Genomic DNA, 26,906 nt, shown 5'->3' on the forward strand with positions numbered 1-26,906 from the left:
TCCTCGAGACCTCGGTGTTACGCGATCGGCGTACACATCGTTAGCCGTCGAGAATGGTCGCGATGTGCTGTCGCATCCGCGAACCGATCGGAATGTTCGCACAGCGATCGTCGAGGCCGATCGTCTGCAAGAGAAGACTCGAGTCGTCGAGCAAGGAAAGTTGCAGATACGTTCCTTCCCGGTAGCCGTCGCTCGTCCGGGTCATATCGATTATTTTCAACGTCTCGTACTCGCGGAGTTGATCGGTGATTCGTTTTTTCCCGAGGACGTTCGCGTCGATCGCCTCGGCGAACGCCCGATAGACCCGATACATCTCGGTCGCCTTGAACGCCGACCGGTCGGTAAACTCGTCCATCGTCGCGAGGGCGGCGATCGCGATCTTCGCCTGCGTCGGACAGCCCCGAATCAGGTCCTGAATCCGGGTGACCTCCGCGTCGTCGTTTGCTACGCGGACGTGTTCTTCCCGAACGCGCTCGGCGTCGTTCTCTCGAGCGACCTCGCCGGCGAGCCGAAAGAGATCGATCGCGCGCCGTGCGTCGCCGTGTTCCTGTGCGGAGAACGCAGAACAGAGCGGAACGACGTCATCCGTGAGGACGTCGTCGCGGTATGCGTCGCGCCGACGATTCAAGATGTCTCCGAGTTGGTTCGCGTCGTACGCCGGGAAGACGATCTCGTCGGGGGAGAACGAACTCTCGACGCGAGTATCGAGTCGGTCGCCGTACTTGAGGTCGTTGCTGATGCCGACGACCGTGATGCTCGCCTCGACGTCGTTTTCCTCCCCGGCTCGCGAGAGCTGCATGAGGAGTTTGCTGTCGTCGGCTTCCTCGGGGGGAACGTTCTGGACGTCATCGGGCGGTGCGAGCCGATCGATCTCGTCGAGGACGACGATGATCGCGTCGTACAGGTCGTCGATGACCGCCCAGAGTCGATCGTAGTACGCTCCGGTCGAGATACCCGAGTGTGGGATCGTGATCCCGGTTTCGTCGGGATCGTTGAGGCTCTTTGCGAGGTGGATTACGGTCTGGACCTCCGAGCGGCGTTGGGCGCAGTCGATGACCGCTCGTCCGATTCGGACCCCGTTTTCCTCGCCGCGCTCGACGACTTCGCGGCTGACGTACCGCGTAACGAGGGTCTTTCCCGATCCGGATTTCCCGAGCAGGAGGGTTCCCTTTCCCGTCCCGCCGGAGATGGTCGGCTTGAGACGACGGGCAACGGTTTCGATCTGATTGTTTCGACCGACGATCTTGTTCTGATCCGGAACGTGATCGATACGAAGTAAATCCTCGTTGGCGAAAATCCGGTCTTTCTCGTCGAGAACCGACAGCGGATCGTCGCGGGATTCGGAGCGAGAATGGGCAACGGCCCCATGCTCGGCGGCGTACTCGCCGAGCGATCGCAGTCCCTCCGTTCGTAAAGACATACACCGCGTTTCAAATGAAATCGTCTTAGTCCTTTCCTTCCACCCACACCCGCCGTTCGAATCCCACTACTCGACCGGCGTTTGAATCCGACACCGGATTTCGGATGAAAGATCGCACGACCGAAGGCGGGACGGTCATCGGTCCCACACCGGATTTCAGATGATTTCGCCAACGAACGGCCTCGTGGGACCGGTGCGGTCACGCCCACACCGTATTTCAAATGAAATCGGTCGGAACCGAAGTGACAGTTCGGGAGGCCCATGAAGCGAGAAGACACCGTTCAAGTACTCGAGAACGGACGAGTTGCCGATCGGAAGCGGTCGGTCGCCGAAATCATCTGAAATCCGGTGTCGAACACACCTCGCTTCCACCGACCGACCGAACGAGCGTCCGGAGACACGACAGCGAACGTCACCGGGTAAACTTAAATAGGGTTCGGATATCCTACCGATCTTCGTATTCGGCCATTTCAGTGCCGAAATCGCATTCTGATCATCGGACTCTTCCACATATATTACCTATACAGTAATAGTTATAATATAAAACAAACGGGGTCGTCGGTCACACCGGATGGAACCATCCCGAATCAGCCTGCAATAGCTTTCTCGAGCCGGATATCCGTTCTTGCTTTCCCCTCTCCGTTCTCTCCCTCCCCTGTTCGATAGGCCGAAATCATCTGAAATCCGGTGTGGGAGGGAGAGGAACCCACCAGTACGCTACCGAACCCGGACAGTAACAGTTCGAAACACAGAACCAGCCCAATACGTCGACGGAAGCCTACTCGGCCGGCGTCGCTACTTCGCCGTCCTCGATCCGTGTTTCCGCTTCGTCTCGGTCCTCGGGATAGCCGACGTCGATCCGCCACCCGTCCATCCGGATCGCGTCGATTGTTCGCCCGGACTGAATGAGCAGATCGATCGCGTCGGGGAGTTCGTACTCCCCGCGAGCGGACGGCTGCACGAGGTGACACGCATGAAAGATCGCAGGCGTAAACGTATAGAAGCCGGTCATAACCAGGTTAGACGGCGGCTCGTCCGGTTTCTCCATGACCTCGACGATCTCACCGTACTCGTTGGTGTCGAGAACGCCGTACCTGGACGCCTCCTCGTAGGGAACTTCCTCGACGAGAAACGCCGCATCGGCCCGGTCTTCGCGCTGTCGGTTGATAACGTCCCCGAGGTTGGCCCGGAAGACGTTGTCCCCGAGCATGAGGACGAAATCGTCGTCGACGTGTGGTTCCGCCTGTAGGATGGCGTGTGCCAGCCCCAACTGTTCGCGCTGGTGGGCGTAGGTTATCGGCACCCCCTCGTACTCGTCGCCGTATCGTTCGATAATCTGTTCTTTCTGATAGCCGACGACGACGATGAACTCGGTTACACCGATCTCGAGGAGATTATCGAAGACGTCCTCGATGAGGGGTTTGCCGTCGACTTCAACGAGGACCTTGGGTTTGTCCTCGGTGAGCGGCCGAAGGCGCGTCCCTTTGCCTGCGGCCAACACGACTGCTTGCATACTGGTGTGCATTTTATTCGCACAATATATACTTTCGGGGACAGCGATTCGTGGACAGATACTGGTAATGCACTATTATACCGGTGCGAAGCGTCCGTGGTCGTTTGCCATCCGTTGTTAATCCACTAGCCCGAACCGTTTTTACATGGGGACGGAAAAACGCAGATATGCGTAATCAACGTATTCTTGTAACGGGTGGAGCGGGTTTTATTGGCTCGAACCTCGCTAACGAATTAGCGAAAGAAAACGATGTGATCGCACTCGATGACTGTTATCTCGGCACGCCCAACCACCTCTCGGAGGAAGTCGAGTTTGTCGAAGCGAGCGTGGTTGATACTGAGCTGCCGACCGATGTTGATGTGGTGTTTCATCTCGCAGCGCTGTCTTCCTACGCGATGCATGAGGACAATCCCACTCTTGGAGCCCGCGTGAACGTCGAAGGGTTCGTGAACGTCGTCGAACAGGCACGCAAATCTGGCTGTGATACCGTCGTCTACGCCTCGACCTCTTCAATCTATGGAACGCGGACTGAGCCGTCGCCAGAAGATATGGATGTAGCGGTAAATACCGGCTACGAAGCATCGAAAATGGCCCGTGAGCGGTACGGAGAATACTTCTCAAACCATTATGAGATGACAATGTGTGGAATGCGATTCTTTTCGGTCTATCAGGGGTACGATGGTGCCGAAGAACACAAAGGAGAGTTCGCAAACGTTATCGCACAGTTCGCCGACGACATCGCAAACGGTCGCTCTCCAAAACTCTATGGGGACGGTTCACAGACTCGGGATTTCACTCACGTCTCCGATGTCGTTCGTGCCCTGACGGCAGCTGCTGAGAACCGACTCGACGGAACGTACAATGTCGGAACCGGTGAACGGTACTCGTTCAATACGGTCGTGGAGTTGCTCAACGAGGAGTTGGGTCAGAGCGTGGAACCGGAGTACGTCGAGAATCCCATTCCCGATGACGTGTACGTCCACGATACGTGCGCTGATTTCTCGAAGTTACATACAGCAACGGGATGGGAACCTAAAATATCGTTTGAAGAAGGAATCCGCCGTGTGTGTAGCCAGTACGACTAGTCTGTCAAACTACTCGAGGACCTCCGACCACAGGTATCCCAGCCGCCCGCTACGGAACGATACTATTAGCTTGGCCTCGATCGGTTCGAGACCACTCGTCCCGCTATCTTTTTGTATCGGTCGCGGAGAGAACCAACAAGCAACCCCTATTATGGCAACAGACCGTTCAGAAATAGTGTTATTAGGCGACTATGACTATGATTACCCTCGTGAAACGAACATTCGAGAAGGATTGAACCATCACGATGTCGAGGTCGTCGATTGCCAATTTTCCGAAAAGCAGCGGTTTATCGGTCCGCTAAAGGCGCTTTTGATGCCGCTGTTTTTTGTTCGTATCGTAAGACGAATGCGGACGATCCGTCGTGACCACGACCCGGACGCGATTTTCGTGACGAAATTCAACCCGCTCGTACTTCCACTCGCATGGGTGTATGCCCGGAAAATCGGCTGTCCGCTCGTCTACGACCTGTTCGTTTCACTCCATAGAACTGCAGAAATGCGGGATGTTCATCCCCTACTCGTCAAACTAGTATACCTGCTCGAGTACGGTTCGCTCAGACTCCCAGATTATCATACAGTCGGGACGAACCAATTTATCGAGCTTTATTCTTCGATGTACTCGCTTCCGAAACACCGGTTCATTCGTCTGCCTCCGGGTGCTGACGAAGAGTGGTACTATCCGCTAGAGAAATCGAACCGGGAAGAGTTTACTGCACTTTACTGGGGCAACTTCCTCCCCCATCATGGTGTTGAGACGATTATTGACGCTGCCGAGATATTACAACGCCGCGATGTTGACGACGTCTCTATCGTTTTCGTTGGCACCGGTCCTCGAAAAGAGTGGGCTGAAGCGGCAGTCGAAAAACGCGGCTTGGACAACGTCCAGTTCGAAGGATTCGTCGAGATGGACGTTCTCCAGAACTGGATCGCCACCTCTCACGTTTGTTTAGGTGTTTTCTCGTCGGACAAGCGAGCGATGGCGAGTATCACCAACAAGGTCAGTGAGGGCGTTGCGATGGCAAAGGCAGTTATCACCGAACGATCGCCGGCTATCGAAGAATGGTTCGAACACGAGGAAAACATCTATCTCGTTCCGCCAGACGACGGCGACGCGCTTGCGGAGGCCATCCTCGACTGCAAGGAAAACCCTGCCCTTATTGAAAGGCTCGAGGAAGAATCGTACGAGGTCTTCGAGTCAGCGTTCTCCCAAGAAGAAATCGGAAGAATCCTCGTCGCGGAGCTGTCCCTCCGTTCGAATTCGTAATCGCCGGGCATACCGTTCCGGTGAGTATAAGGGATCGTCATGCGCACTGCTGGTATGGACTGGGCTAACTCCACAGTTCTCGTGACCGGTGGCGCGGGATTTATCGGTAGCCACCTGGTCGATGAACTACTTCGCCGTGACGCAGATGTCGTCGTCGCAGACGATCTTTCTCGGGGCAGTCTCGAAAACATAGACCACGTCGTCGACGATATCGATCTCCGACCGGTTGATCTCACTACCCAAACCGGCGCGCTCCGGGCGACCGAGGGCGTCGATCACGTTTTCCATCTGGCAGCGAGCGTCGGCGGTATTCACTACATCCAGCGGGAGAACGTCGGTGGGCTCACACCGAGCGTGCTGATGAACCAGCAACTGCTCGAGGCTGCACGAATCAATGACGTCGAGACGTTCCTGTTTGCCTCGAGTGCGTGCATTTATCGACAGGAGCACGACGAGCTGAATCGGTTCTCCGAGGAGCAAGCGATTCCAGCCGATCCACACAGCACGTACGGCTGGGCGAAGGTCCTCGGCGAGGTCGCGTGTCAGGCGTATCACGACGATTGCGACATCGATACCGCAATGGTTCGGATCTTCAACTGCTACGGACCCCGCGAAAGCCTCGATCCGGATAGTAGTCACGTTATTCCTTCCCTCTGCCGGAAGGTTATCGAGGAACCCGACGGCGGGTCGATAGAGCTGTTCGGTGACGGCACCCAGGAACGTGGCTTTATTTACGTGACGGATCTCGTCAACGGCATGATCCGGACAATCGAATCGAAAGCGGACGGCGATCCGATTAACCTCGGGAACGGCCAAGAAGTCGTTACGATCAACGAGCTTGCAGAGACGATAATCGAAATCAGTGGCAAGGACATCAGTATCGAACACGATCTCTCTATGCCGACCGGAACCGACAAATACGCGGCTGACACAGCGAAAATGGAACAGGCCCTCGACTGGTCGCCGACTACGACGCTCGAGTCCGGACTCAGCGATGTCTATGAATGGGCAGCAGAAGAACTCGACGCGAAAGATCAAGCGTTCGCTGAGGTGACCTCCGAATGAGCTTCCAAAACGATACCGTTCTGGTTACGGGCGGCGCATCGTTTATCGGAAGCCACCTCGTCGAAGAACTCGTTGCAGCGGATGCTGACGTTCGCGTTGCAGACGATCTCTCGAGCGGTGAAACCGACAATCTCTCGGCCGTCCGTGACGAAATCGAGTTTCTCAACGGAAACCTCAAAGATCGTTCGTTTGCCGACCGAGCGACGGACGACATCGATCGGCTCTTTCATCTCGCTGCCGATCACGGCGGCCGCGGCTACATTTCGAACTATCCGGCGAACTGTGCGACGAACATGGCCCTCGATAATATCGTCTTCGAATCCGCCGTCCAAAACGGCGTCGAGAAGATCACGTTCGCCTCGAGTGCCTGTACGTATCCGACCGACATCCAACAGGAACGGCAACGTCTCCAGGAGGATATGGTCAGTTTCGACGAGCGCGGCGGTGCATACGCCGACGAGACATACGGATGGGCGAAACTCATGGGTGAACGGTCACTTCAAGCCTTCCACGACCAGTATGGCGTCGACGCAAGCGCCGTCCGGATCTTCACTGCATACGGGCCCCGAGAGAACGAAACCCACGCTATCGTCGCGCTTATCGCGAAAGCGTACGCAGAACAAGACCCCTATCAGATCTGGGGTGACGGCGAACAGACACGGAACTTCACCTACGTAAAAGACATCACGAAGGCACTTCGGCTGGCCAACGAAACCATTACCGACGCCACTCCAGTCAACGCAGGTATCTCCGAATATATCTCCATCAACGATGTCGCGGATGCGATCTTCGCCGAACTCGGCTGGGAACCGGACTCAATCAACCACATGACCGACAAGCCGGTCGGCGTTCGACACCGCGCCGCTGATACCACCCGCGCGAAAGAACTTCTGGGTTGGGAACCCGAGTACACGCTCGAGAAGGGACTCGCCGAAACCATCGACTGGTACACCGACCACCGCGACAAAGACTACGTACGCGAGAACCTCGAGACGCTACTGCACGAACGGTAACTGACTGTTCCATTGGATCCACTCGGTTGAACGCCCGACTACTCCCACGACGCAGTCGAAATACGTTTCCCGATATAGAGAGCCAAGTTTATCTGGAAACTGCGAAATTATGACATAAGGATCGCTACTCATGAAACTCGGTCAAAAATCCATCATTCACTTTCTCTCCAAGATTCTAGCGTCCGCTCTCGGATTTATCGCCACTGTGTATATTGCTCGATTGCTTGGTGCTGAAGCCCTCGGCATTTATTCGGTAGCGCTTGCAGTCGTATCCTGGTTAGGTGTCGTCGGTAGTATGGGGATTACGGCAGCAGTGAAGAAACGAGTGAGCGAACTAGAAGAGCCGTCGGCATACGCGCTCGCCGGTGTACTGATCATGGCAAGCCTGTTTGCCATCCTTGCCACCGGTGTGCTTTTGCTCAGAGACTACGTGAATAGTTACGTCGGCTTTCCAGCGGCCGGATTCATCGTCGTCATGTTAGCGGTTTCATTAGGGTTCAATCTGATCACGGCAATTCTAAACGGGCAGCATCTGGTACATATCTCTGGATTGTTTGCACCGATTAAAACCGGGACCCGAGCCGGATTACAGATCGGGGCATTGTTTTTGAGTCTCGAACTCGTCGGATTGTTCAGCGGCTATATCGCCGGTTACCTGCTCGTTATCGTACTCGGTTCCGTAATCATCGTTCGGAACTTCGAACGATTCACGATACCGAAGAAGTACCATTTTCGACGGATTCTCTCGTATGGCAAATTCTCGTGGCTCGGGGGGCTTCAGTCTCGAGCGTTCAACTGGGTGGATATAGTTGTTCTTCGATTTTTCGTCAACAGTTCGTTGATCGGTTTCTACACGGCAGCGTGGAATATCGCCATGTTTCTCATCCTCTTTGGGACATCGTTGAGTCAGACCCTTTTCCCCGAAATGAGCAAAATCTCCGCACAGCAGGATCTCGAGTCTGTATCTGATCTTTTCACTACGGCACTCACTTATGCAGGATTGTTTCTGATTCCTGGTCTGGTCGGGGGGACAATACTCGGGGGACGTATTTTGCGTATTTACGGGAACGATTTTGCACAAGCTCGAATCGTCCTATCGATACTCATCCTCGCAGCTCTCATACAAGCATACCAAAATCAATTCACGAACACGCTCAACGCTACTGATCACCCTGAACTCGCGTTCCGGGTGAACGCCATCTTCATCGTCACGAATGTCTTTCTAAATGTGATTTTAATATACCTGTACGGCTGGATCGGCGCTGCCGTCGCAACCGCTGGTTCCGTTGCAGTTAGTCTCTGTATGGCCCATTACTATTTGTCAACATTAATGGATTTAAGAATCCCAGTGAAAAAAATATCTATTCAGTGGCTTGCTGCAGCAGTTATGGGTGGATTCATACTCGTCGGCAACCAGGTCGAGAACACCTATCTTAACATTCAACCCGATGCCGTAGCTGTTTTAGGGCTGGTTGGTTTCGGAGCCACCACCTATTTTGTTACATTGTTTGTATTATCAGCACAATTCCGTACGACCGTCACACAGAATATCTCTATTAATATTTGAATTCACTACTTTCTTCGGACAGCATTCTTATATACTATGGTCGGTAATGCATGACCTACAGCGATGTCCGACCTACCATTCTCAAAGCGACTGAAACTATGGATCTCGAATTTTCCGTTACGGGCAAACCAGGCATATTTCAGTAGATTTGGACAGCGTTTATTTAACACCCGTGGTGTCGATGTCTTCTCAGAAGATTGGGACAATTTGCTCATACTAGACGCGTGTCGCTATGATGTCTTTGAGAATCTGTCTGATCTCCCTGGAGACCTCGAAAAACGAGAATCTCGTGCCTCAACGACCGACGAATTCATGCAGGCAAATGTCGGGACGAAAGATCTCACAGATACTGTTTATATCACGGCTTCGCCGAGCGTCCATGTAACTGACGGAGTCGATCCAAAGTTCCACGATATAATTGATTTGTGGAAGAAAAACTGGGACGACGACTTACGGACAGTTCATCCGGAGGTTGTAGCGGAAGCGGCAAAAGAGGCAAGCAAACAGTATCCAAATAAACGATTACTTATTCACTTTTTACAGCCACACTACCCCTTCATCGGTGAAACGGGTCGAAAGCACTTCAATTATGTCGGCCTGGATGACCCGATCGAATCAGACGAAATCGATGAAAAATTCTGGGATACCGTTGGGACTCGTATCAACGATGTATCCGAATCGGTCGTTCGGGAAGCATATCGAGAAAACCTCGAGGTAACGCTCCCGCATGTCGAAGAGCTCCTTAGATCGATCCAAGGAAAGACGGTCGTCACTGCTGACCACGGGGAGATGCTGAACGACTGGATGAAACCTATTCCATGGCCGATTTATGGACATCCAGCAGGTCTATATACACAGGAGTTGGTTGAGGTTCCGTGGCACGAGTATACCAATGGGGGGCGTCGAACAATAAAACGGGCTGCACCCACGAAATCCAAAACCGTTGATGCAGATATCGTCAAAGATCGACTCCGCGATCTCGGCTATGCATGAATACCAGAGAAAATAATTACTCCTACCATCTATAGAGACAAGATGAAAGAGAAAACCCGGAAAAACGTCGTTCTCGTTGTATGTGATACTCTCCGTCCCGACGTTCTTTCCTGTTATGGTGGTCCAGTCGAAACACCAGGTTTCGATAAAATAGCTAAAAACGGAACACTTTTCGAACGTGCATATGCGGCAGGTCCCGGTTCTTCGATCTCTCATGGAGCACTCTTTACCGGTCAGTATCCTTCAGAATCGGGAATCGTTGGACAAACTGAAGTTCCTCACGATGTCCCGCTAATAGCGGAACACCTCCAAAGTCGAGGATATAACACATTCGGAATTCCCGGCCCTGCCCGTATCGGTTCTGACTGGGGATACGACCGGGGATTCGAACAGTACCTCGAAAAATGGCATGATATTCCTTCTTCTCCAACGCTGACAGATTTACGAAAAGCTATTGAAGACCCCACTCTTGTCAAACCAATGCCGCGACACTTTCTACGAATGGCCAAACAGGGAGATGATAAACATACAGGATATCTATTCGACGTATTTATGCGCAAACTACAGGATGACTTCGACGAACCTTTCTTTGGATTTGCTAATTTCCCGTTTGTCCATGCTCCTTACGATCCGCCTCGGCCCTTTAAAGAGGAGGCAACGCCTGGGCTCAGTAGAGGATCCTTCGGGTTAACCGACTTTCTTCCATGGATGGAGGAAACTCTTGATATCGAGGGAGTACGAGAAGATCGTGTCTACGAAGCCCAGACCGGACGGGGAGATCCGCAGTTTTTTGCTAACAACGACTGGCTGTCGGAGGCGGAACTTGACATACTGTGGTCGTGGTACTGTGCCTCTGTAAAATATCTTGATACGCATATACAGCGGCTATGGAAATGGTTCGAGGATACAGGGCATATTGAGGACACCATATTTGTTGTACTCGCTGACCACGGAGAGTACTTCGGTGAACATGGACTTTTAAAGCACATGTACTTTCATTTCGAAGAGGCGCTTCATGTTCCACTGCTCATCGCCGGGCCAGGTGTCCCAAAGAACGAACGTCGATCACAGTTTGTCTCCCTAGTCGACATCTTCGATACGATTTGCGATGCTGCTGGCATTGCGGCACCCAACGAGACGTCCGGCCGGTCGGTTTTCAGTGACGATCAACGAACTGCTGTCTTTGCTGAAAACGGAATACGTGATGTTCCCGACTTCTATGCAGATCATATGAGTAGCAGTCAGATTAAGAACTTCGAACGGGGACGGAAATCGATCCGATCCGAGAATGCTCTGTTAGTATTGGATTCAGAAGGCGAAGTCTCGCTCTATGATCGACCAAACGAACAGAAAGTAACGGATATGGACGATAGCAGAACCTCTGAACTATACGATCGTCTTATCTCAACGTTAGGCGACGAATTCACCACGGCTGAAGGATATGGTGATGACCTCGACGAATCCGTCATGGATAACCTTCGAGAGTTAGGTTATATGGAATAACTCTTACTCTCCCTGAACCGCATCGATGGCGGTCAGAAGTTCGTCCACGTTAACATGCAGGTGTTCGTCTACTGCCTCACACTCAACGCAAGCATAGTCATGACCGAACCCTTCCGACATTTCGTAGTAGACGGGAACGAAATGTGATGCAAACAGTTCGATTATAGCGGCATCTTCCATATACATAAGTTCCGTTAGCCCTGCACCGTGAGTAGCAACTATCAGATCTGCGTCTTTGACCAGGCATTTCTGTTCTCGGAATGTTAAATTGCTAAACGAGACCGTGCAGAATCCGCGTTCGTGAAGTGCTGACTCTACTTCTTCCCAGTTCACTATCCGACGGGTATCCGCATCTTTTTCTCGAGAAACAAGTATCTTCGAAGTTGAATCGGTCTGCTTACAGTCGGTCTTCGACCATACTTGATCGCGCAACCACTCTAGAGCAAAGGGTTCCCGAAGATAGTCATCCGAAGTATCGCTCAAGCACCGTCGAACAGATGGGAGAACTAATCGATCTACATGTCCTCGATAGTTTTCCCCCCACTCGACGTATTGACCCTCATATCCCAATAAATCGAGCGAATCAGTTACGAAAGATGGTGGATTTGGTGGGATGATCAACACTGGTTCTTCTCCAGTTTCTCGAATATAGTGCTCAATACCTTCCAGCTGTGTCAAACATTCCTCAGTCCAATGGCTATAATTCGTTCCCCACCTCTTCAGTAACGGAACAGCCAAATCATAACTGACATCGTGAGTATTAGATCGAGAAAATTTCCACGTGCCATAGCTCAAAGCTTCGACGATATCATAAGAGAGTTCCTGAGACGAGCGTTCATTAGCTGACTGCCAGTAGTTATACACGGCGAACTCGTTGGACGATGTAAGCTTGATACCCGGGTAGCCCACTAGCTCAACGTCCAAGACTTCAATTACGAATGGTGGATGGCGTTCGTGAGACCCGATAAGAGCCTCTATTTCGGGCGGTAGTTCGTTGTAGAACGTAGGTTCCTCAAACGTGAACGAACGACGGTCTCCGAATCGCCAGTATCTCGCTCGACCCTGATCAACTAAGTCCCGGTACGAGACTACACGATCAGCGAACAGGTTTTGACAGATCCGTCGTGCAATATTTTTCGATTGCTCTGGAGCATATCGCTCTGCAATCGAACGGAGGGTGAGATCAGCACCGAATTTCATTCATGATCTCTCATTTTAGTTCCCAAACAGGAGGTAATACGCCTAGCCATGATTAAATTTGGTCCTCGAAGTACTCAAGAGTCTTCCGGAGTCCCTCACGCAACTCGACTTCGGTTTCATAATCGAGGATTTGACGAGCCTTGGATAGATCAGGACGTCGACGACTAGGATCGTCTTCGGGTAAAGGTTCGTGCGTAATGCCACTTTCCGTCCCGGAAATGTCGATGATAGTTTCTGCTAGCTCATGAATTGTCCTCTCATCTTCGTTGCCTAGATTAATGACCTCACCAGCCAATCCATCTGCTTGCATCGTTTTCTCGATTCCTCGAATGAGATCGGAAACATAGCAGAATGAGCGTGTCTGTGATCCATCACCATAGACAGTCAAATCTTCGCCTTTGAGCGCTTGTGTGATGAAATTCGGAACAACACGGCCATCGTCCATGTGCATTCTCGGTCCATATGTATTGAAAATACGGACAGTCCGAACATCAAGATCGTGTTTGTTATTATACGCTACTGTCAGGGTTTCACCGAACCGCTTAGATTCATCATAGCAACCCCTTGGCCCTCGAATATTTACGTTACCGTTATATGATTCATTTTGTGGATGGACCTCCGGATCGCCGTATACTTCACTGGTAGAGGCAAAGAGCATCTTCGCGTCGTGTTCGACTGCATAGTCGAGAAGGTTTCTTGTCCCCTTAGTATTTGCTAATGCAATTCGGACAGGGTATTTCTGGAAATCCTTCGGTGAAGCCCGGGAAGCAAGATGATAGATTTCGTCGACTGGTGGTAGATCGAGTGGTTCACGTATATCTGCTTCGATAACTTCAAAATTGCCGCTCGAGGTTAGGTGGGATATATTTTCCCTACTACCACTCCCAAAATTATCTATACAAAATACATCGTAACCATCGTTTAGAAGTGACTCGCATAGATGGCTCCCAACAAAGCCGCTGCCACCGGCTACAAGGGCAGACTGAGATTTCATACCACGATTAACTCAGTCCTGGTACTTATCCCGTTCGAAAAGCCAAAGACAATTCTTTTTGCCATTCCAGAATTCACCTACATATATGGCAGGATCTCTTCGAGTGCTTCTCGTAACACTAAACTATCCGCCACCGCCGGGTGGAATTCAAACTATCGTAAAAAATCTTGAAAGAGGGCTAAAAGAACTCGGGCACGAAGTGGAAGTTCTCCATATAGACAGGAGCGACTTCGACTGGTCGATTAGCGACTTACTCCCGAAACCACGCTGGTACTACTCCGTTGAGGGATTCACTTCCCGAGATTACGTTTATATGAATGCCGTCTACCGCCAAACCGTTGAGGCCATTAGAACATTCGAACCAGACGTTGTCCACGCTATGCACGTGAAGGATTGGCCCGCGATTGTCGCTGCTCAAGAACGAGATATTCCGACTGCACTCTCAACATATGCGCTGGAGTTAGGAAATCGACCTCTCGCCTCTCGAGCGATCCGAGATGTAGATGTCGTGCATGCCCTCACTGAGTTCACAGAATCGTTGATAGATGACGTTGCACCGGATCACGTCAAAACGGAAATCATTCCTCCATCAATCGATATCGATGAATACCATCGTGCAGTACGGAGGATAAACGGAAACGAACGAGGTGATGTGGTAACTATGTCTCGGTTTGTTGATCGAAAGAACCTCGAGACGATAATTAGAGCTTGGAAACAGCTTGAAGACGATGTTCGAGGTAAGAGAGAACTAGTTGTAGCAGGAGATGGAGAAAACCGAAACGAATTAGAGCGACTCGCTTCCGATACGGACGATATCCATTTCCCTGGCTGGGTTAACGGTAAAGAGAAACGTGAATTACTTGCCAAATCCGACGTGTTCGCGATGGTTCCACGTCGAAACGGGTACGACGTGGAAGGTTTTGGAATTGTATATATCGAAGCCCAAGCTGCCAAAACTCCCGTGATAGGATCGAAACACGGGGGGGCGCCGGAAGCCATTGATGATGCAGGTATTATCGTCGACAATGAAAACGATCCCAAAGAAGTCGCCGAGGCCATTCGCACGTTGATCGCAGACGAAGAAATCCGAGAGACAAAGCTCTCAAACGCCGCTGAACGGATTCGCAACTTCGACATTCCGCACGTCGCAGAACGCCATGTTGAAATGTACAATCGCGTTCGATAAATCGATAAGCAGTACGCTTATTTGTCTTAGTTCCGGTCGTTCTCATATGAGTCGGCCTTCACATATTTTGGTCACCGGTGGTGCGGGGTTCGTAGGTAGTCACGCTGCGGAATTCTACGCTGAGCGGGGAGCCAAAGTAACTGTGTACGACAATATGAGCCGTGTTTCGTCCCTCGAGACGGCCGATGAAACGAGAAATACTGCGTCTTTTAACCGAGACTACCTCGAAGAGAACTATCCAGAGATATCATTCATCGATGGTGATGTACGCAACCGTAAACGTCTTTTCGATGTCGTTGAAGGCCACGATGCTATCGTTCATACCGCTGGACAAGTGGCTGTAACTGCCTCTTTGAACGATCCACATTATGATTTTCAGGTTAATGCAGAGGGGACGTTTAACATCTTAGATGCCGCTTCGGCGGCGGAAAGCGATCCAGCAGTTGTATTCGCCTCAACTAATAAAGTGTATGGCGACAATGTTAACGAAATCCCAGTTAAAGAAGTGAACAGTAGGTACTGGTACGATAGCCCAGAATACAATGACGGCATACCTGAATCACTCTCTATTGATGATTGTGAACACACTCCTTATGGCGTATCGAAATTAGCCGGTGATCTCTACGTACAAGACTATGCGGCGCGGAATGAGGTTGATGCAGCTGCGTTCAGAATGAGTTGTATATACGGACCCCGTCAGTTTGGGAATGAGGATCAAGGATGGGTTGCTCATTTCGCAATTAGTGCAAAACGAGATGAACCAATTACGGTTTTTGGAGATGGGAAACAAGTCCGAGATGTACTATATGTGACTGATCTGATTGATGCTTACGATTCATTCCTCTCTGATCCAACAAATAAACCAGCCGTATTCAACATGGGAGGTGGACCAGAGAACACAACAAGTCTTCTTGAGCTATTGGAAATCCTAGGGGAAAACCACGGTTGGGAAGCGGATGTCACTTATGATGAGTGGCGGGAAGGAGACCAGAAGGTATACGTCTCAGATATTTCTCGTGCAAAGGAACATTTAAATTGGAAACCTAAAGTAGATTTTAATGAAGGTGTTGAGCGGTATGCAGAATGGCTATCAACTATCGAATAATATATGCCATCGTTAAACAGTCCGGTTGCTATCTTTGTGTTTAACCGACCTGAGACGACTAAGAAGGTTTTTGAGATGATTCGAGATGTAGAGCCTGACACACTTTACGTTGTGGCTGATGGTCCGCGTGCTGATATCGAGAGTGATCAAGAAAAATGTCGACGAACACGTGCAATAACCGAAAACGTTGATTGGAACTGTACAGTTCATCGCGAATACGCAGTAGAAAATCTGGGTCTAAAGAGACGCTTCGTTACCGGCCTTGAGACGATTTTTTCGAATGAAGACCGTGCGATTATTCTGGAAGACGATTGTGTTCCAAACCACGATTTCTTCATATTTTGCGATGAAATGCTAGAAAGATACGAAGACGATATGCGAGTTTGGGATATCAGTGGCACAAACTATCTGGGGGAGTGGAAGCCTGAGCAACAGGATTACCACTTCTCGTATTATGGCGGTATATGGGGCTGGGCAACCTGGCGACGGGCATGGATGAAATACGATCCAAAAATGCGTCTTTGGACCGAAGAAGGGGTACAACATCGACTGAAAGATGTTCTTGCTAGTAAAAGTCAATATGAGTATCTTCGAACAGTATATGATCGTACCTATCAAGGCGTGATCGAAACATGGGACTATCAGTGGGGGTTCGCGAGACACGTTAATTCTGGTCTCTCTGTTGTTCCCTCTCGAAATCTAGTTACAAACGTGGGATTTGGAGATCATGCAACGAACACTACTAACGAGGGGTCAAACATGGCCAATATTCCCAGAGGAAAAATCGATTTTCCCTTGGATTTTCACGACTATGTAGCTGTCGATCGTACATTCGACGAAGAATTTCACAAATTACGAACGTCTTGGTGGGAACGAAATCCTGTTCTGAGGCGCCTTTCGGATACTGTTTTACGCTGACTCTAATTCTTCGTCTGTCACTGCTGTCAGCACGTGAATTCCTCTGTCTTCGTATTCCGTTTTTTTATCAACGACACTATATCCTGCATTGTTAAGTGCAGCACGAACATCGGACTCTGGCGAGCCGAAAACAGCATGTGTTTCGACAATTATATTCTCTGGCTTTTCATCAAGAGAGTTGATAATACTGATTTCCGCACCTTCACAATCAAGAATGAGTGTATCACAATTTGGTAGTTCATCTGCTGAGATCCTATCTGCATCTCCTGACTCTCCGTATATCTCTACCTTTTTAGATACAATTGCATGGTGAACCGTCGTCCATTCAGATACTTGAGCGAGTTCAAGCGTTTCGCGAACGAGTTTGACCTGATCGTGACTTCCTTCATACACCGTAACATGACCGGATGGTCCAGTGAGATTTGCGGCGACAGTACCAGAAACACCTCGCCCACCACCGACAATGAGACATCTATCAGTAGTCGCAACGACATCTCGTAGAGCGGCAATGAGTGCACCCTCGTAATTTGGCTGTTCGTCAGTGATATCAAAAAGTGCTCGGTCTCGGACCGGAACGCCGTTGTATACACCAATCTTTCGTGGAAGTCGGGGCCGAAGATAATAATCATATATTCGACGTAGCATAGTATACACTTTGAATCTCTCCAGAAACGTGGGTTGCTTCATAATGAATAGTCCAACAGTAACCAGATATTGATTCCTTCGGTCTATTACCCCAAGTGTTGATGTATTATGATAATTCAATCGAGATATTCTTGTAGCCAGATCTCGACTGTAGAGAGTTTTGCTAACGGATCAATATGGTTAGTTGTATGAGATTGATGTTGCTTCTTTAGTTCGTGTACTGCGGTACTATTTATAAATTCTCTCTCAGCTATATCATCAACATATTTATTCACGATATTACGAAGAGCACTACTTTCCCTATACCAGCGGGCATGTACGGGCTCATTTCCATTCCCAAACAAATCACTGGATTTGAATGAGATGTCGTGCATATATATGGATCGCTTTGGTGCTAAGTTGGTTCGTTCATACGGTATTTGGTCAATTCCATTATTATGCTGGCGAACAAGTTCCAATTTCAACTTTGAAGAGCTATGACTAAACATATTCATGTATTCGGTAACAGGACCCCACCGGTAAGCAGGTGGAACTGGAGTGGACTTCTCTATCACGTCACCGTCTGCATGTACACAACGAAACCCAGCAACGGTCCTTTCAATATTTCCTCTTGCATGGGCGTTTGAGTAATAATTACGGAAAATCAAATCTGTTGATTGTGTATATTTATTTTCATATTCGAAACGTTTATATTCGTCTTCGAAGGTTTCTCGAATGTTAGGAGTATTAGTCAAAACTCGCTCTGAAATATCAGAACCCCAGTACATAGTAAAGTTCTTCACAGGGTCACCCTGACAAAGATCGTAAGGTATGTCCTCACCGAATAACTCTCCTTGCCCTGCCCCCCAGAACACGACATTGAGTTCGTCTGGAAACCGTTCTAATTTCCCGGAGATACCGTGTAATTCATGCCAAGATTGAAGTCCACTTGTCCGACGTATTGCTTCTTCAATATATTGGGAAGTTGATTCAGGACCATAATCAAGTATTTCATTCTCGACATTAAGGACATCAGCTAATCGTCTCGCAGGTCCAATATTCACTCCACCGCCGGGGTTAGCATCATATGTATATGACGTGAGATTTATATCATATTCGGATAGTGCTCCACTCAATAACCGACTGTCAAGACCACCGGAAAGATACGTCCCTACACGAGAATTATCGGCAACTGTTTTTATAGCATGATCCGTAGCATCCATAAATGCATTGTACACATCATTAACATAATTTTCATCGGGTGTCGAAGGACTAAACCTCCAGTACCGATGTGTTTCCATTGTTCCGTTACTCCAACGGAGGTAGGAACCAACTGGGAGACACTTAATTCCTTGAATGAGGGTTTTCTTACCCCACGAAAAACCTGTTTGTAGCATCTCACTGATTGCTCTCACGTCAACGTTGGGATCATCGAGTACAGGAACAAGTGCACCGGGATGTGTAGCGAATGCCCCCTCCTGTTCTGGAGTATAATAGATCGGTCTTGACCCAATTTTATCAGATGCAACGATTAGTTCTTCATCTGTTGCAACAGCTAATACGAAAGAGCCGTTCAACTGAGAAAGATTTTCATTGGGATTGTCGATAATTTTTTCAAGATTCTCACTCAGACTCTTTGTTTCGTTTAGTCCAGTAATATAACCATATACCATCCCCTCGATAAGATCCGTCGAAATAACAGACCAGTCACCAGGATCATGATCACCGTGGTGATAGAATCCGAGTCGATACGTGTCCGTTTGGGATTCAGTGTACTCATACCATTGCTCGTACTTAAACCGATCACTGGACGAAAAGATACGGGATTTCCCTGAAGCGTCACCAAATAACTCAACCATTTAGTCGAAAAGGTATTTGCTTGTTGTTAAAATTTTGGGCCCAAAGTCCGACATATGACACCACACTGTGGTAGTATTTAATTACATTCCCCACATATCTTGGTAAATATTATAGTATTTATTTGCGACTTCTGTTTTCTTATACCTATCAACTGCTCGTTTTCGTGCTTTTTGACCGAGAATAGTGTTCCGTGCAGAATCCTCTATCACCCAATTAATTCCTTGTCGTAAACTTTCTATATCGTATGGTTCTGCGAGGTATCCGCTTTCTCTGTGGTCAATAATATCTTTTGGACCAGTCGCATCGAATGCAATGACGGGAGTTCCACATGCAAGTGATTCTGAAACGGTTTGGCCGAATCCCTCATATCGTGACGGAACTACCATCGCATCAGCTGCACTATATAACAGCACTAAACTAGGATCGTCGTGAAGATAACCGACGTAATTCGATTGGAAGCCAAAATCCGGCGGGTCTTCAGGTTCTTCTGCCCCAAATATCACTAGCTCTAGGTCTACTGAAGTGGACAGTTCTTGGAGCGCCTCCTGGAGCAAGTCTGCGCCTTTTCGATGGTCTCCCATCGGGTTTACGGCTCCAAAGAGTAGAAGTTGCTTGTCCTCCGGCAGATCGAACAACTCACGGCCCAGCATACTGTCTCGAGGCCTGTAGACGTCGGTATCGAGTGCGTTCGGGATCACTTCGATTCGGTGATCGCCGAACAACGAACTCTTGCGGGCTTGGTCGGCGAGCCACGTGCTCGGCGTCACGACAGTCAGATCGAGATCGTCCCAGTGGAAGTGCTTCCGATGCCATGTGAGTCGCGAGAGATCGTAGCTGGAATCGCTTCCGAGTTGTGGGCACGCCCCGCACTTGTCTTCGAAGCCGTCACAGCCGTAGGCGTAGTGGCAGCCGCCGGTGAGCGCACTCATATCGGGAAGCCGCCAGACGAGGGGACGATCGATTTGACCGATAGATCGAATGGACATCGCCCCGCGACCCAACCAGTTGAGGTGGACCACATCGGGGTCAATGCGTTCGATGGTCCGGTTCATCCGTTCCGGAAGCCAGTTGATCATAAATCCGCTCGATCGACCGTACCACCGAAGCGGTAGCATGTCCACGTGTGGACGGGCGAGACTCCATGCGGTCTCGAGTTTCGAGGACGGACCCGTTATTGTGGCGTCGTTCGTCGACTTTTCCTGAACGAGCATTCGTGAGTCGACGCCGATCGATCTGAGCGCGTGATGAATTCGTTTCGTCGCCGTCGCTGATCCGCCCGTATCCGAGGCGTTGACGAGAAGCGGACGAAGGTCTGTATTTCGAGTCATTGTCGAGACCGAAACGAGCAGCGGGATCGACTGCTGCTACGAGAAGCGTTCTCGGGTCTAACTAAAAACGTTCTCATCGAACGGATCGGTCGTCGAATAGACGCTACTGTTCCCGGTGTCTCGGTCAGTACTGAAATTTAGAGATACCCGAGATTTTCGAGATGGGTTCGAGCACCCGTGTCGCGGGTTAGATCCGGTTCGATCGAGGGTTCGTAGGTCTCCTCATCTACATCGCTTGTGGTTACCGGGGGACGGGACAGTAGGGGGGGGGACTTTCCGTTGACGTATGCAGTCTTCGAGATTCGGTCCAGTATCGGTCTCGGAACGTGAGTAACATCCATTCGATAGTCGTACTACCGACGGACTACATCGCTTCTACCTCGTCGATGAACTCGTCTTCCTCTTGGGCGGCCTGCTGATTAGAGATTCATTATCTCGCTCAGTTGTTAACCACAGCGTCATTATCAACAGTCAAACTCGAGCGATCGACCGACAGCAGTCCGTACAGATACCCGAAACCAACTGCGGCGGTGAAAACGAAGATCGACAAAAGTTGTTTCGCTTTCGGTGCCGATGGTTGCCGAACGAGATGTGACAATCGTGATGGAACGAACTCGAGCATGAGTTGCTGTAGATACTCGTTTTTGTCCCCTTTTGCCTCGGGCAAGAGCAGATCCATGATCCGTTTCGAGTAGCCTTGCCAGAACGACCGAAAAACGAGCCAGCGGAAGTCGCCGCGGTAGTCGAACAGTTTGTGGTTCACCACGGCGTCGGTGTTGTAGATCACGCCTTTGCCGTACGCGTTGGCCATCCGGATACAGACGGGGGCTTCGTGTGCCTGAATGTGTTTATCTCCTTTCCGTCCGGTATTCTCGTCGTAGCCGCCGACGTTCAGAAACACGTCACGTCGAAACGAGATGTTTGATCCGTACGTGTTCCGGAGTTCCTCCATGTGTTCGCCCATGCCGCGCTCGTCACAGCCGACGAGCCAGTAGAACTCCGCGGGGAAGAAATCGGGTTTTTCGGTCACCCAGTCCGGCTTGGCGTGGCCACCGACGGCGATCGCATCGGTCTCGTCGTATACCCGAGCCAGTTCCGCAACCCAGTCCGGTTCCGCGACGGCGTCGTCGTCGATAAACGCGACCACCTCACCCGTCGCGAGTTCGGCACCGCGAGTTCGACTATAGGAAATACCCTGGTTTTCCTCGTTACAGTGAAGGACGACGTTCTCGAGGTCCCCGTAATCCTCGCAGACGCGATCGAAGACGTCTTCGTTGCCGTCGACGACGATAACGATCTCGAGTGGCTCGTACGTCTGTGCGAGAACGCTATCGACGCATTCGGAGAAGACGTCGTAGCGGTCCATCGCATACGTGCAAATGACGACGGAGACCTTCATCGGGGATCGATTGCGGTGAACACAGAATAAGCCTTTTCCTTCGAGAGGTCAGGACTGCCTCTCGACCGTGGTGATGACCGGATGAGATCCCGAACCGACCTCTCCCGTTACGGGTAGGGATATGAAGCTGCCGCGAATATATGACAAGGCTTATTCTCCGTTTGGGTCTGGTGCAACCTAATGAGTACCGATACCGAACGCATCGAGGAGGAGGCCGAGACATCCTCGTCTCTCCTCGAGACGTTGGAAAACTGGTATCACGTCCCCGTCATCGGGGCCGTGATGCTGTTTATGATCTGGGTGCGGACCCAATCCTACAGTAACTTCGTCACCGAGGATGGGTCTCCGGCCCTGGCTGCAGTCGACTCGTGGTATCACTGGCGCACGGTACAGTGGACGGCGGAGAACTATCCCTATACGATGCCGTACGACATCTGGACCGGGTTCCCGACCGGGCGATACGTCGGCCAGTTCGGGACGCTGTTCGATCAGTTGATCGTCACGGCGGCGATGATCGTCGGGTTCGGCGATCCATCGACGGAAACGCTATATACCGTGTCCCTGCTCGCGGTGCCGGTGATGGCTGCACTCATCGCGATCCCGGTGTTTTACATGGGCCGACGACTCGGCGGGACGATCGGCGGGATCGTTGCGATTCTCGTGCTCGCGCTCGCTCGAGGGCAGTTCCTCTCGCGAACGAACGTGGGACAACTCCAGCACCACGTTGCGGAGGTCCTGTTCATGGCGATCGCCGTGCTCGCGATGATGGTTGCGCTTCGGGTCGCCGAACGCGAAAAGCCGATCTACGAACTGGTTGCGGACGGTGACTGGGAGACGCTCCGCCGGCCGGCAATCTACAGTGTCCTTGCGGGGCTGGCCCTCTCACTGTACATCTGGGTGTGGCCACCGGGCGTCGTACTGATCGGGATCCTCGCGGTTTTCTTCACCGTACAGCTTTGTCTCGACTACGTCCGTAACGTGTCGCCGGACCACGTCGCCTTCGTCGGCGCGATCAGCCTCGGTCTCACGGCGCTCGTAACGGCGGTGTTGATCGAAGAGCCCGGAACGAGCGTGACGAGCTTCGGCTACCTGCAGCCACTCAGCGCGGCGCTCGTCGCGGGCGGCTGTGTGTTCATGGCCTGGTTGGCCCGGCAGTGGAACGACTACGGGGTCGATCGACGGTACTACCCGGTCGCAGTCGCCGGACTGATCGCCGCAACGTTCGGGGTCCTGTGGCTTGTCCTCCCGGACCTGTTCAGCACCATCACGAACAACCTGACCGGTCGGGTTCTTCCGTTTGGCGAGTCGGCGACCGATCTCACGATTCAGGAGGCGCAGCCGCCGAGCGACTTCCCCGGTCATGTAAGAGACGAGTTCGGCGCGGCGTTCTACACGATGCTCGCGGGTCTCGTCTTCCTCGTCGCACGCCCCTTCCTGGGGCGGGAATACCGTGCCGAATACACGCTGGTCATCGTTTGGTCGCTGTTTTTGACCAGCATGGCCGCGACCCAGATTCGGTTCTCGTACTATCTGGTGCTTGCCGTAGCGGTCGTCAACGCCGTCTTCGTCGCGGATGTCGTGCGACTGTTCAACCTGGATCTTTCGGGCGGGATCGAATCGCTCCGTCGTATCGAAACCTATCAGATCATCATCCTGTTCATGATCGTCATGCTGTTGTTCGCACCGCTGCTCCCGCCGATCGCCGCCGAAGGGACGACGGCATGGGAGCAGACCGACAACGCCCAACCGCATCCCGATGCCATGGTCTGGGAAGAGTCGAACCACTGGCTCGCCGAAAATACCCCCGAGCCCGGTAACTGGGGTGGGGCGGACAAGGCCGACGAACTCGAGCTCTACGGCACGTACAATTACCCCGAGGACGGTGACTACGACTATCCCGACGGAACCTACGGCGTGATGTCGTGGTGGGACTACGGCCACCTGATAACGACACAGGCCAATCGGATACCCCACTCCAACCCGTTCCAGCAGAACGCTCGCTCGTCATCGGCGTTCCTGACCGCCGAATCCGAAGAGCGGTCCGAACTGATCCTCGATTCGATCGCGACGGGCGCATCCGTCAGCGGCAAGTCCAACGAGGAACTCGAGTCGATAATCGCGAACGAGGACGAATCGGACGAGGAGATCCGGTACGTGATGATCGACGACCAGATGGCCGGCGGGAAGTTCTCCGCGATCTCGACGTGGACTGGCCCCGGCTACGACCACTACACGACACCCGAGGATTACGAAGCGGGCGAGCAGATCAGCCGCGACGAGGTTAGAGAGCGGTTCGCCAACGTCCCGTACGACAATACGACGCTGTCCCGGCTGTACTTCGACGACGCGGCCGGAATGGAACACTACCGGCTCGTACACGAAAACGACAAGCGAACATCGACGTTCATCAGCTATGCGGTCGTGCGGCAGGATAACGATCAGGTGCTGCTCGGGGAGGACGGGAGTCCGCAGGTGTTCGTGAACCAACAGGTGAACCAGTTGACCCAGGTGCGTCTCGCGCAGATCCAGCGGCATCAGAATCTGGATTACGAGATCATCGATCAACGGCAGGGTGCCGCAGTCAAGACCTACGAACGGGTCGAGGGGGCGACGATCACCGGGACGCTCGACGACGAGAACGTCACCGACGAGGACGTCACGGTGACCGCCTCGGTCGAACTCGAGACGAACGCGGATCGTGGCACGTTCAACTACACCCAGCGGGCCGAAGTCGACGACGACGGCAGCTTCGAACTGACGGTCCCGTACGCGACGAACGACGAACTCGGCGTCGAGGACGGGTACACGAACAGCAGCGTCGAAGCGACCGGCGACTACAACGTGAGTGCCACCGTCTCGAACGAGAACGGATTCACCGTCTATCAGGGACAGACGTCGGTGCCGGAGACCACGGTTATCGAGGGTGAGACGGTCGACGTCGACCTCGAGCAAGCCGAGGAAGTCGAGTTCAACGAATCCGGCAACGAAACCGAAGGCGAAAGCGACGAGGGCGCGGTCGACGGCGAGAACGCTGACGGCGAGAACGATACTGACAGCGGTGAGTCGGCCGACAACGAAACGGACGCGTCGCTCGCACCGATCGCCGAGCCGGCGCGGTAACACCTCGACGACGGCTCGCTGACTGTTTTTTCAGCGCGGTCTCTGTGGCGACCGGGCTGTTGCACCTGAATTTGCCGTTCGTCCCCGTCCGAGAATCTTCGGTGGTCGAACCGATCCGAACGTCGCACGCTGTCTCAGAAGCGGTATCGAGGATAGGTGGCTTTTTGATCCGCGGTCGGACCGATACCAACGATGGAACGACAGCGAGTGAGTCGACGGGGGATCCTTCGGTCCGGGGGTGTCCTCGCGGCGATCGGAGCGGCGGGATGTGTCGACGACAAGAGTGAGGCAAAGCCGCAGACGGAGACGGGGAAAGACACCGACGGAACGGAAACGCATGGCGCAAGCGAGATCGACGATCCCCCGGTCGCGGCCGAGGTGACGCCGGAAGACGGCGAGATCGGTGACCGATTCGGGGCGGCGATCGCACTCGAGGGGAGCACCTCCCTCGTTGGTGCTCCCGGCGACATCGATGCTACCGGATACCGTGTGGGCGCGGCGTACGGCTTCGATCGGACCGATGACGAGTGGGTACAGCGCTCGGCACTGGCCCCGGACCGCGACGGTGTGGATATCGAGTTCGGGGCGGCCGTCGCGGTCGACGGCGACGCCGCGCTGGTTGGAGTCCCCTTCGACGAATCAGGTGGATTCGAGTCCGGATCGGCGTTCGTCTTCGAGCGCTCGGACGGGGACTGGCACCGGCAGGTAACCCTGTCACCCGACGGCGGAACGAGCGGGGGGTGGTTCGGTGAGACCGTCGCGCTCGAGGGGTCGACCGCGCTCGTGGGCGCTCCCGGCGACGGCCCTGGCGTTGCGTACGCGTTCGAGCGAACGGATGGCGCTTGGGGACGATCGGCGACGCTCGAACCCGAAGCCGCCAAGCGCGGCGGCCGGTTCGGAACGGCGATCGCGCTCGAGGGGACGACCGCGCTCGTGGGCGCTCCGGGCCCGGGTGTCGCGTACGCGTTCGAGCGGACGAACGGGGGCTGGCATCGGCGAGCGACGCTCGAACCGGCGGAGGGTGACAGCGCCGACGAGTTCGGTGCTGCGGTCGCGGTGGCGGACGACATCGCTCTCGTCGGCGCTCCTCGTCGCGAGTTCGCCGCGGACGGGACGGGAACGGCGTTCGTCTTCGAGCGCTCGGACGGGGACTGGCACGAACGGGCGATCCTCGAGCCCGACGGCGACGACCGCGGGTTCGGGACGGCGGTCGCGGTCGATGACGGGATTGCGCTCGTCGGCGCACCAACTGAACGCTCCAACTCGGACGGGACGGGAGCGGCCCAGGCGTTCGAACGGCGTGACGGTACCTGGCACCGGCGAGCGATCCTCGCGCCCGAGACCCCCGACAGCAAAACAGGGTTCGGGAAGACCGTCGCACTCGAGGGGACGACTGCGCTCGTGGGCGCTCCCGACGACGGCCCGGGTGTCGCGTACGCGTTCGAGTTGTAGCGACGCGCAGCGCGTCGGTGGGCGACTCGAGTGGCGCTCGGCAACCGAGAGCGCCCGTTAAGACTGTCAATTGTCTTGACTAGTGACTGTACGGAATCAGCTGCAAAGACGAATAGGCCTCCGTAGTGGACAATTTGTGGGCCTAACAATAAGATCCCGTTATTCTCGTGAATTGAGGTCATCTATCATGTTTCTAGAGTATGAACGACTGCGGCAACGACTATATCTCCAAGGAATAATAATAGATAAGTATATTCCGATACATCTATCACTACATTATACAATTATAAATAAAAT

The 26,906-nt window shown here is 52.6% G+C and carries 20 protein-coding genes; 12 read left to right on the plus strand and 8 right to left on the minus strand.

The genetic code is table 11. The features are described 5' to 3' along the window. Window positions 1-40: 40 nt before the first annotated feature. Together TX80_RS03055 and aglF are read right to left on the minus strand one after the other, a co-directional pair. Window positions 41-1,420, minus strand: a complete 1,380-nt coding sequence (locus TX80_RS03055; protein ID WP_049921394.1) for a Cdc6/Cdc18 family protein — start codon at window positions 1,418-1,420, stop codon at window positions 41-43. Between the two features lie 778 nt (window positions 1,421-2,198). Then, a complete protein-coding gene (gene aglF, locus TX80_RS03060; protein WP_049921395.1) occupies window positions 2,199-2,933 on the minus strand; it encodes a UTP--glucose-1-phosphate uridylyltransferase AglF in 735 nt (244 codons plus the stop codon). 167 nt (window positions 2,934-3,100) lie between these two features. On the opposite strand from aglF, the gene TX80_RS03065 reads away from it, so the two are divergent. The 7 genes from TX80_RS03065 (at window position 3,101) to TX80_RS18450 (ending at window position 11,423) form a co-directional block, all read left to right on the plus strand. Then, entirely contained in the window at window positions 3,101-4,018 is a 918-nt protein-coding gene (locus TX80_RS03065) for an NAD-dependent epimerase/dehydratase family protein (protein ID WP_049921396.1), read from the plus strand. A gap of 175 nt (window positions 4,019-4,193) precedes the next feature. Then, the gene (locus tag TX80_RS03070; RefSeq protein ID WP_195893021.1) at window positions 4,194-5,282 is read left to right on the plus strand and encodes a glycosyltransferase; all 1,089 of its coding nucleotides are present in this window, start codon (window positions 4,194-4,196) and stop codon (window positions 5,280-5,282) included. Between the two features lie 54 nt (window positions 5,283-5,336). Then, complete coding sequence (locus tag TX80_RS03075; RefSeq protein WP_049921398.1) at window positions 5,337-6,347, plus strand: NAD-dependent epimerase/dehydratase family protein; 1,011 nt, start codon at window positions 5,337-5,339, stop codon at window positions 6,345-6,347. After that, on the plus strand, window positions 6,344-7,360 hold the full coding sequence (locus TX80_RS03080; RefSeq protein ID WP_049921399.1) for an NAD-dependent epimerase/dehydratase family protein: 1,017 nt from the start codon (window positions 6,344-6,346) through the stop codon (window positions 7,358-7,360). Before TX80_RS03075 ends, TX80_RS03080 begins: the two co-directional genes overlap by 4 nt. Window positions 7,361-7,490: 130 nt before the next feature. Beyond that, on the plus strand, window positions 7,491-8,927 hold the full coding sequence (locus tag TX80_RS03085; RefSeq protein WP_049921400.1) for a flippase: 1,437 nt from the start codon (window positions 7,491-7,493) through the stop codon (window positions 8,925-8,927). 63 nt (window positions 8,928-8,990) lie between these two features. Continuing rightward, entirely contained in the window at window positions 8,991-9,920 is a 930-nt protein-coding gene (locus TX80_RS18860; protein WP_154658559.1) for a hypothetical protein, read from the plus strand. 42 nt (window positions 9,921-9,962) lie between these two features. Then, a complete protein-coding gene (locus TX80_RS18450) occupies window positions 9,963-11,423 on the plus strand; it encodes a sulfatase (protein WP_081661406.1) in 1,461 nt (486 codons plus the stop codon). A gap of 3 nt (window positions 11,424-11,426) precedes the next feature. On the opposite strand, the gene TX80_RS18455 is transcribed toward TX80_RS18450, so the two are convergent. Together TX80_RS18455 and TX80_RS03100 are read right to left on the minus strand one after the other, a co-directional pair. Continuing rightward, window positions 11,427-12,623: a glycosyltransferase family 61 protein gene (locus tag TX80_RS18455; RefSeq protein WP_081661407.1), complete on the minus strand. Its 1,197-nt coding sequence runs from the start codon at window positions 12,621-12,623 to the stop codon at window positions 11,427-11,429. A gap of 52 nt (window positions 12,624-12,675) precedes the next feature. Next, window positions 12,676-13,617 (minus strand): UDP-glucuronic acid decarboxylase family protein, encoded by a 942-nt coding sequence (locus TX80_RS03100; protein WP_049921403.1) that lies wholly within the window; start codon window positions 13,615-13,617, stop codon window positions 12,676-12,678. Between the two features lie 85 nt (window positions 13,618-13,702). Between TX80_RS03100 and TX80_RS18460 the strand changes: the two genes are divergently transcribed. Genes TX80_RS18460 through TX80_RS18470 form a run of 3 tightly spaced genes read left to right on the plus strand, consistent with a single transcriptional unit; the run spans window position 13,703 to window position 16,826 of the window. Beyond that, window positions 13,703-14,803, plus strand: a complete 1,101-nt coding sequence (locus tag TX80_RS18460; RefSeq protein ID WP_081661408.1) for a glycosyltransferase family 4 protein — start codon at window positions 13,703-13,705, stop codon at window positions 14,801-14,803. Window positions 14,804-14,849: 46 nt separating this feature from the next. After that, window positions 14,850-15,908, plus strand: a complete 1,059-nt coding sequence (locus tag TX80_RS18465; RefSeq protein ID WP_081661409.1) for an NAD-dependent epimerase/dehydratase family protein — start codon at window positions 14,850-14,852, stop codon at window positions 15,906-15,908. A gap of 3 nt (window positions 15,909-15,911) precedes the next feature. Continuing rightward, a complete protein-coding gene (locus tag TX80_RS18470; protein ID WP_195893022.1) occupies window positions 15,912-16,826 on the plus strand; it encodes a glycosyltransferase family 2 protein in 915 nt (304 codons plus the stop codon). Here TX80_RS18470 and TX80_RS18865 read toward each other — a convergent pair. The 4 genes from TX80_RS18865 to aglG form a co-directional block, all read right to left on the minus strand. Further along, window positions 16,818-17,513 (minus strand): FkbM family methyltransferase, encoded by a 696-nt coding sequence (locus TX80_RS18865; RefSeq protein WP_154658560.1) that lies wholly within the window; start codon window positions 17,511-17,513, stop codon window positions 16,818-16,820. The genes TX80_RS18470 and TX80_RS18865 overlap by 9 nt on opposite strands. Before the next feature lie 74 nt (window positions 17,514-17,587). Beyond that, window positions 17,588-19,309 (minus strand): asparagine synthase-related protein, encoded by a 1,722-nt coding sequence (locus TX80_RS18475; protein WP_081661410.1) that lies wholly within the window; start codon window positions 19,307-19,309, stop codon window positions 17,588-17,590. An 81-nt stretch (window positions 19,310-19,390) separates the two neighbouring features. Further along, window positions 19,391-20,638 (minus strand): glycosyltransferase family 4 protein, encoded by a 1,248-nt coding sequence (locus tag TX80_RS03115; protein WP_049921406.1) that lies wholly within the window; start codon window positions 20,636-20,638, stop codon window positions 19,391-19,393. Window positions 20,639-21,077: 439 nt separating this feature from the next. Then, complete coding sequence (aglG, locus tag TX80_RS03120) at window positions 21,078-22,037, minus strand: glucosyl-dolichyl phosphate glucuronosyltransferase (RefSeq protein ID WP_049921407.1); 960 nt, start codon at window positions 22,035-22,037, stop codon at window positions 21,078-21,080. 180 nt (window positions 22,038-22,217) lie between these two features. On the opposite strand from aglG, the gene TX80_RS03125 reads away from it, so the two are divergent. Both TX80_RS03125 and TX80_RS03130 read left to right on the plus strand, forming a co-directional pair. Beyond that, the gene (locus TX80_RS03125) at window positions 22,218-25,157 is read left to right on the plus strand and encodes an oligosaccharyl transferase, archaeosortase A system-associated (RefSeq protein ID WP_049921408.1); all 2,940 of its coding nucleotides are present in this window, start codon (window positions 22,218-22,220) and stop codon (window positions 25,155-25,157) included. Window positions 25,158-25,349: 192 nt separating this feature from the next. After that, entirely contained in the window at window positions 25,350-26,609 is a 1,260-nt protein-coding gene (locus TX80_RS03130) for an FG-GAP repeat protein (RefSeq protein WP_049921409.1), read from the plus strand. Window positions 26,610-26,906: the final 297 nt, after the last annotated feature.

It is taken from the genome of Halopiger djelfimassiliensis (assembly GCF_000455365.1).
Classification (GTDB): domain Archaea; phylum Halobacteriota; class Halobacteria; order Halobacteriales; family Natrialbaceae; genus Halopiger_B; species Halopiger_B djelfimassiliensis.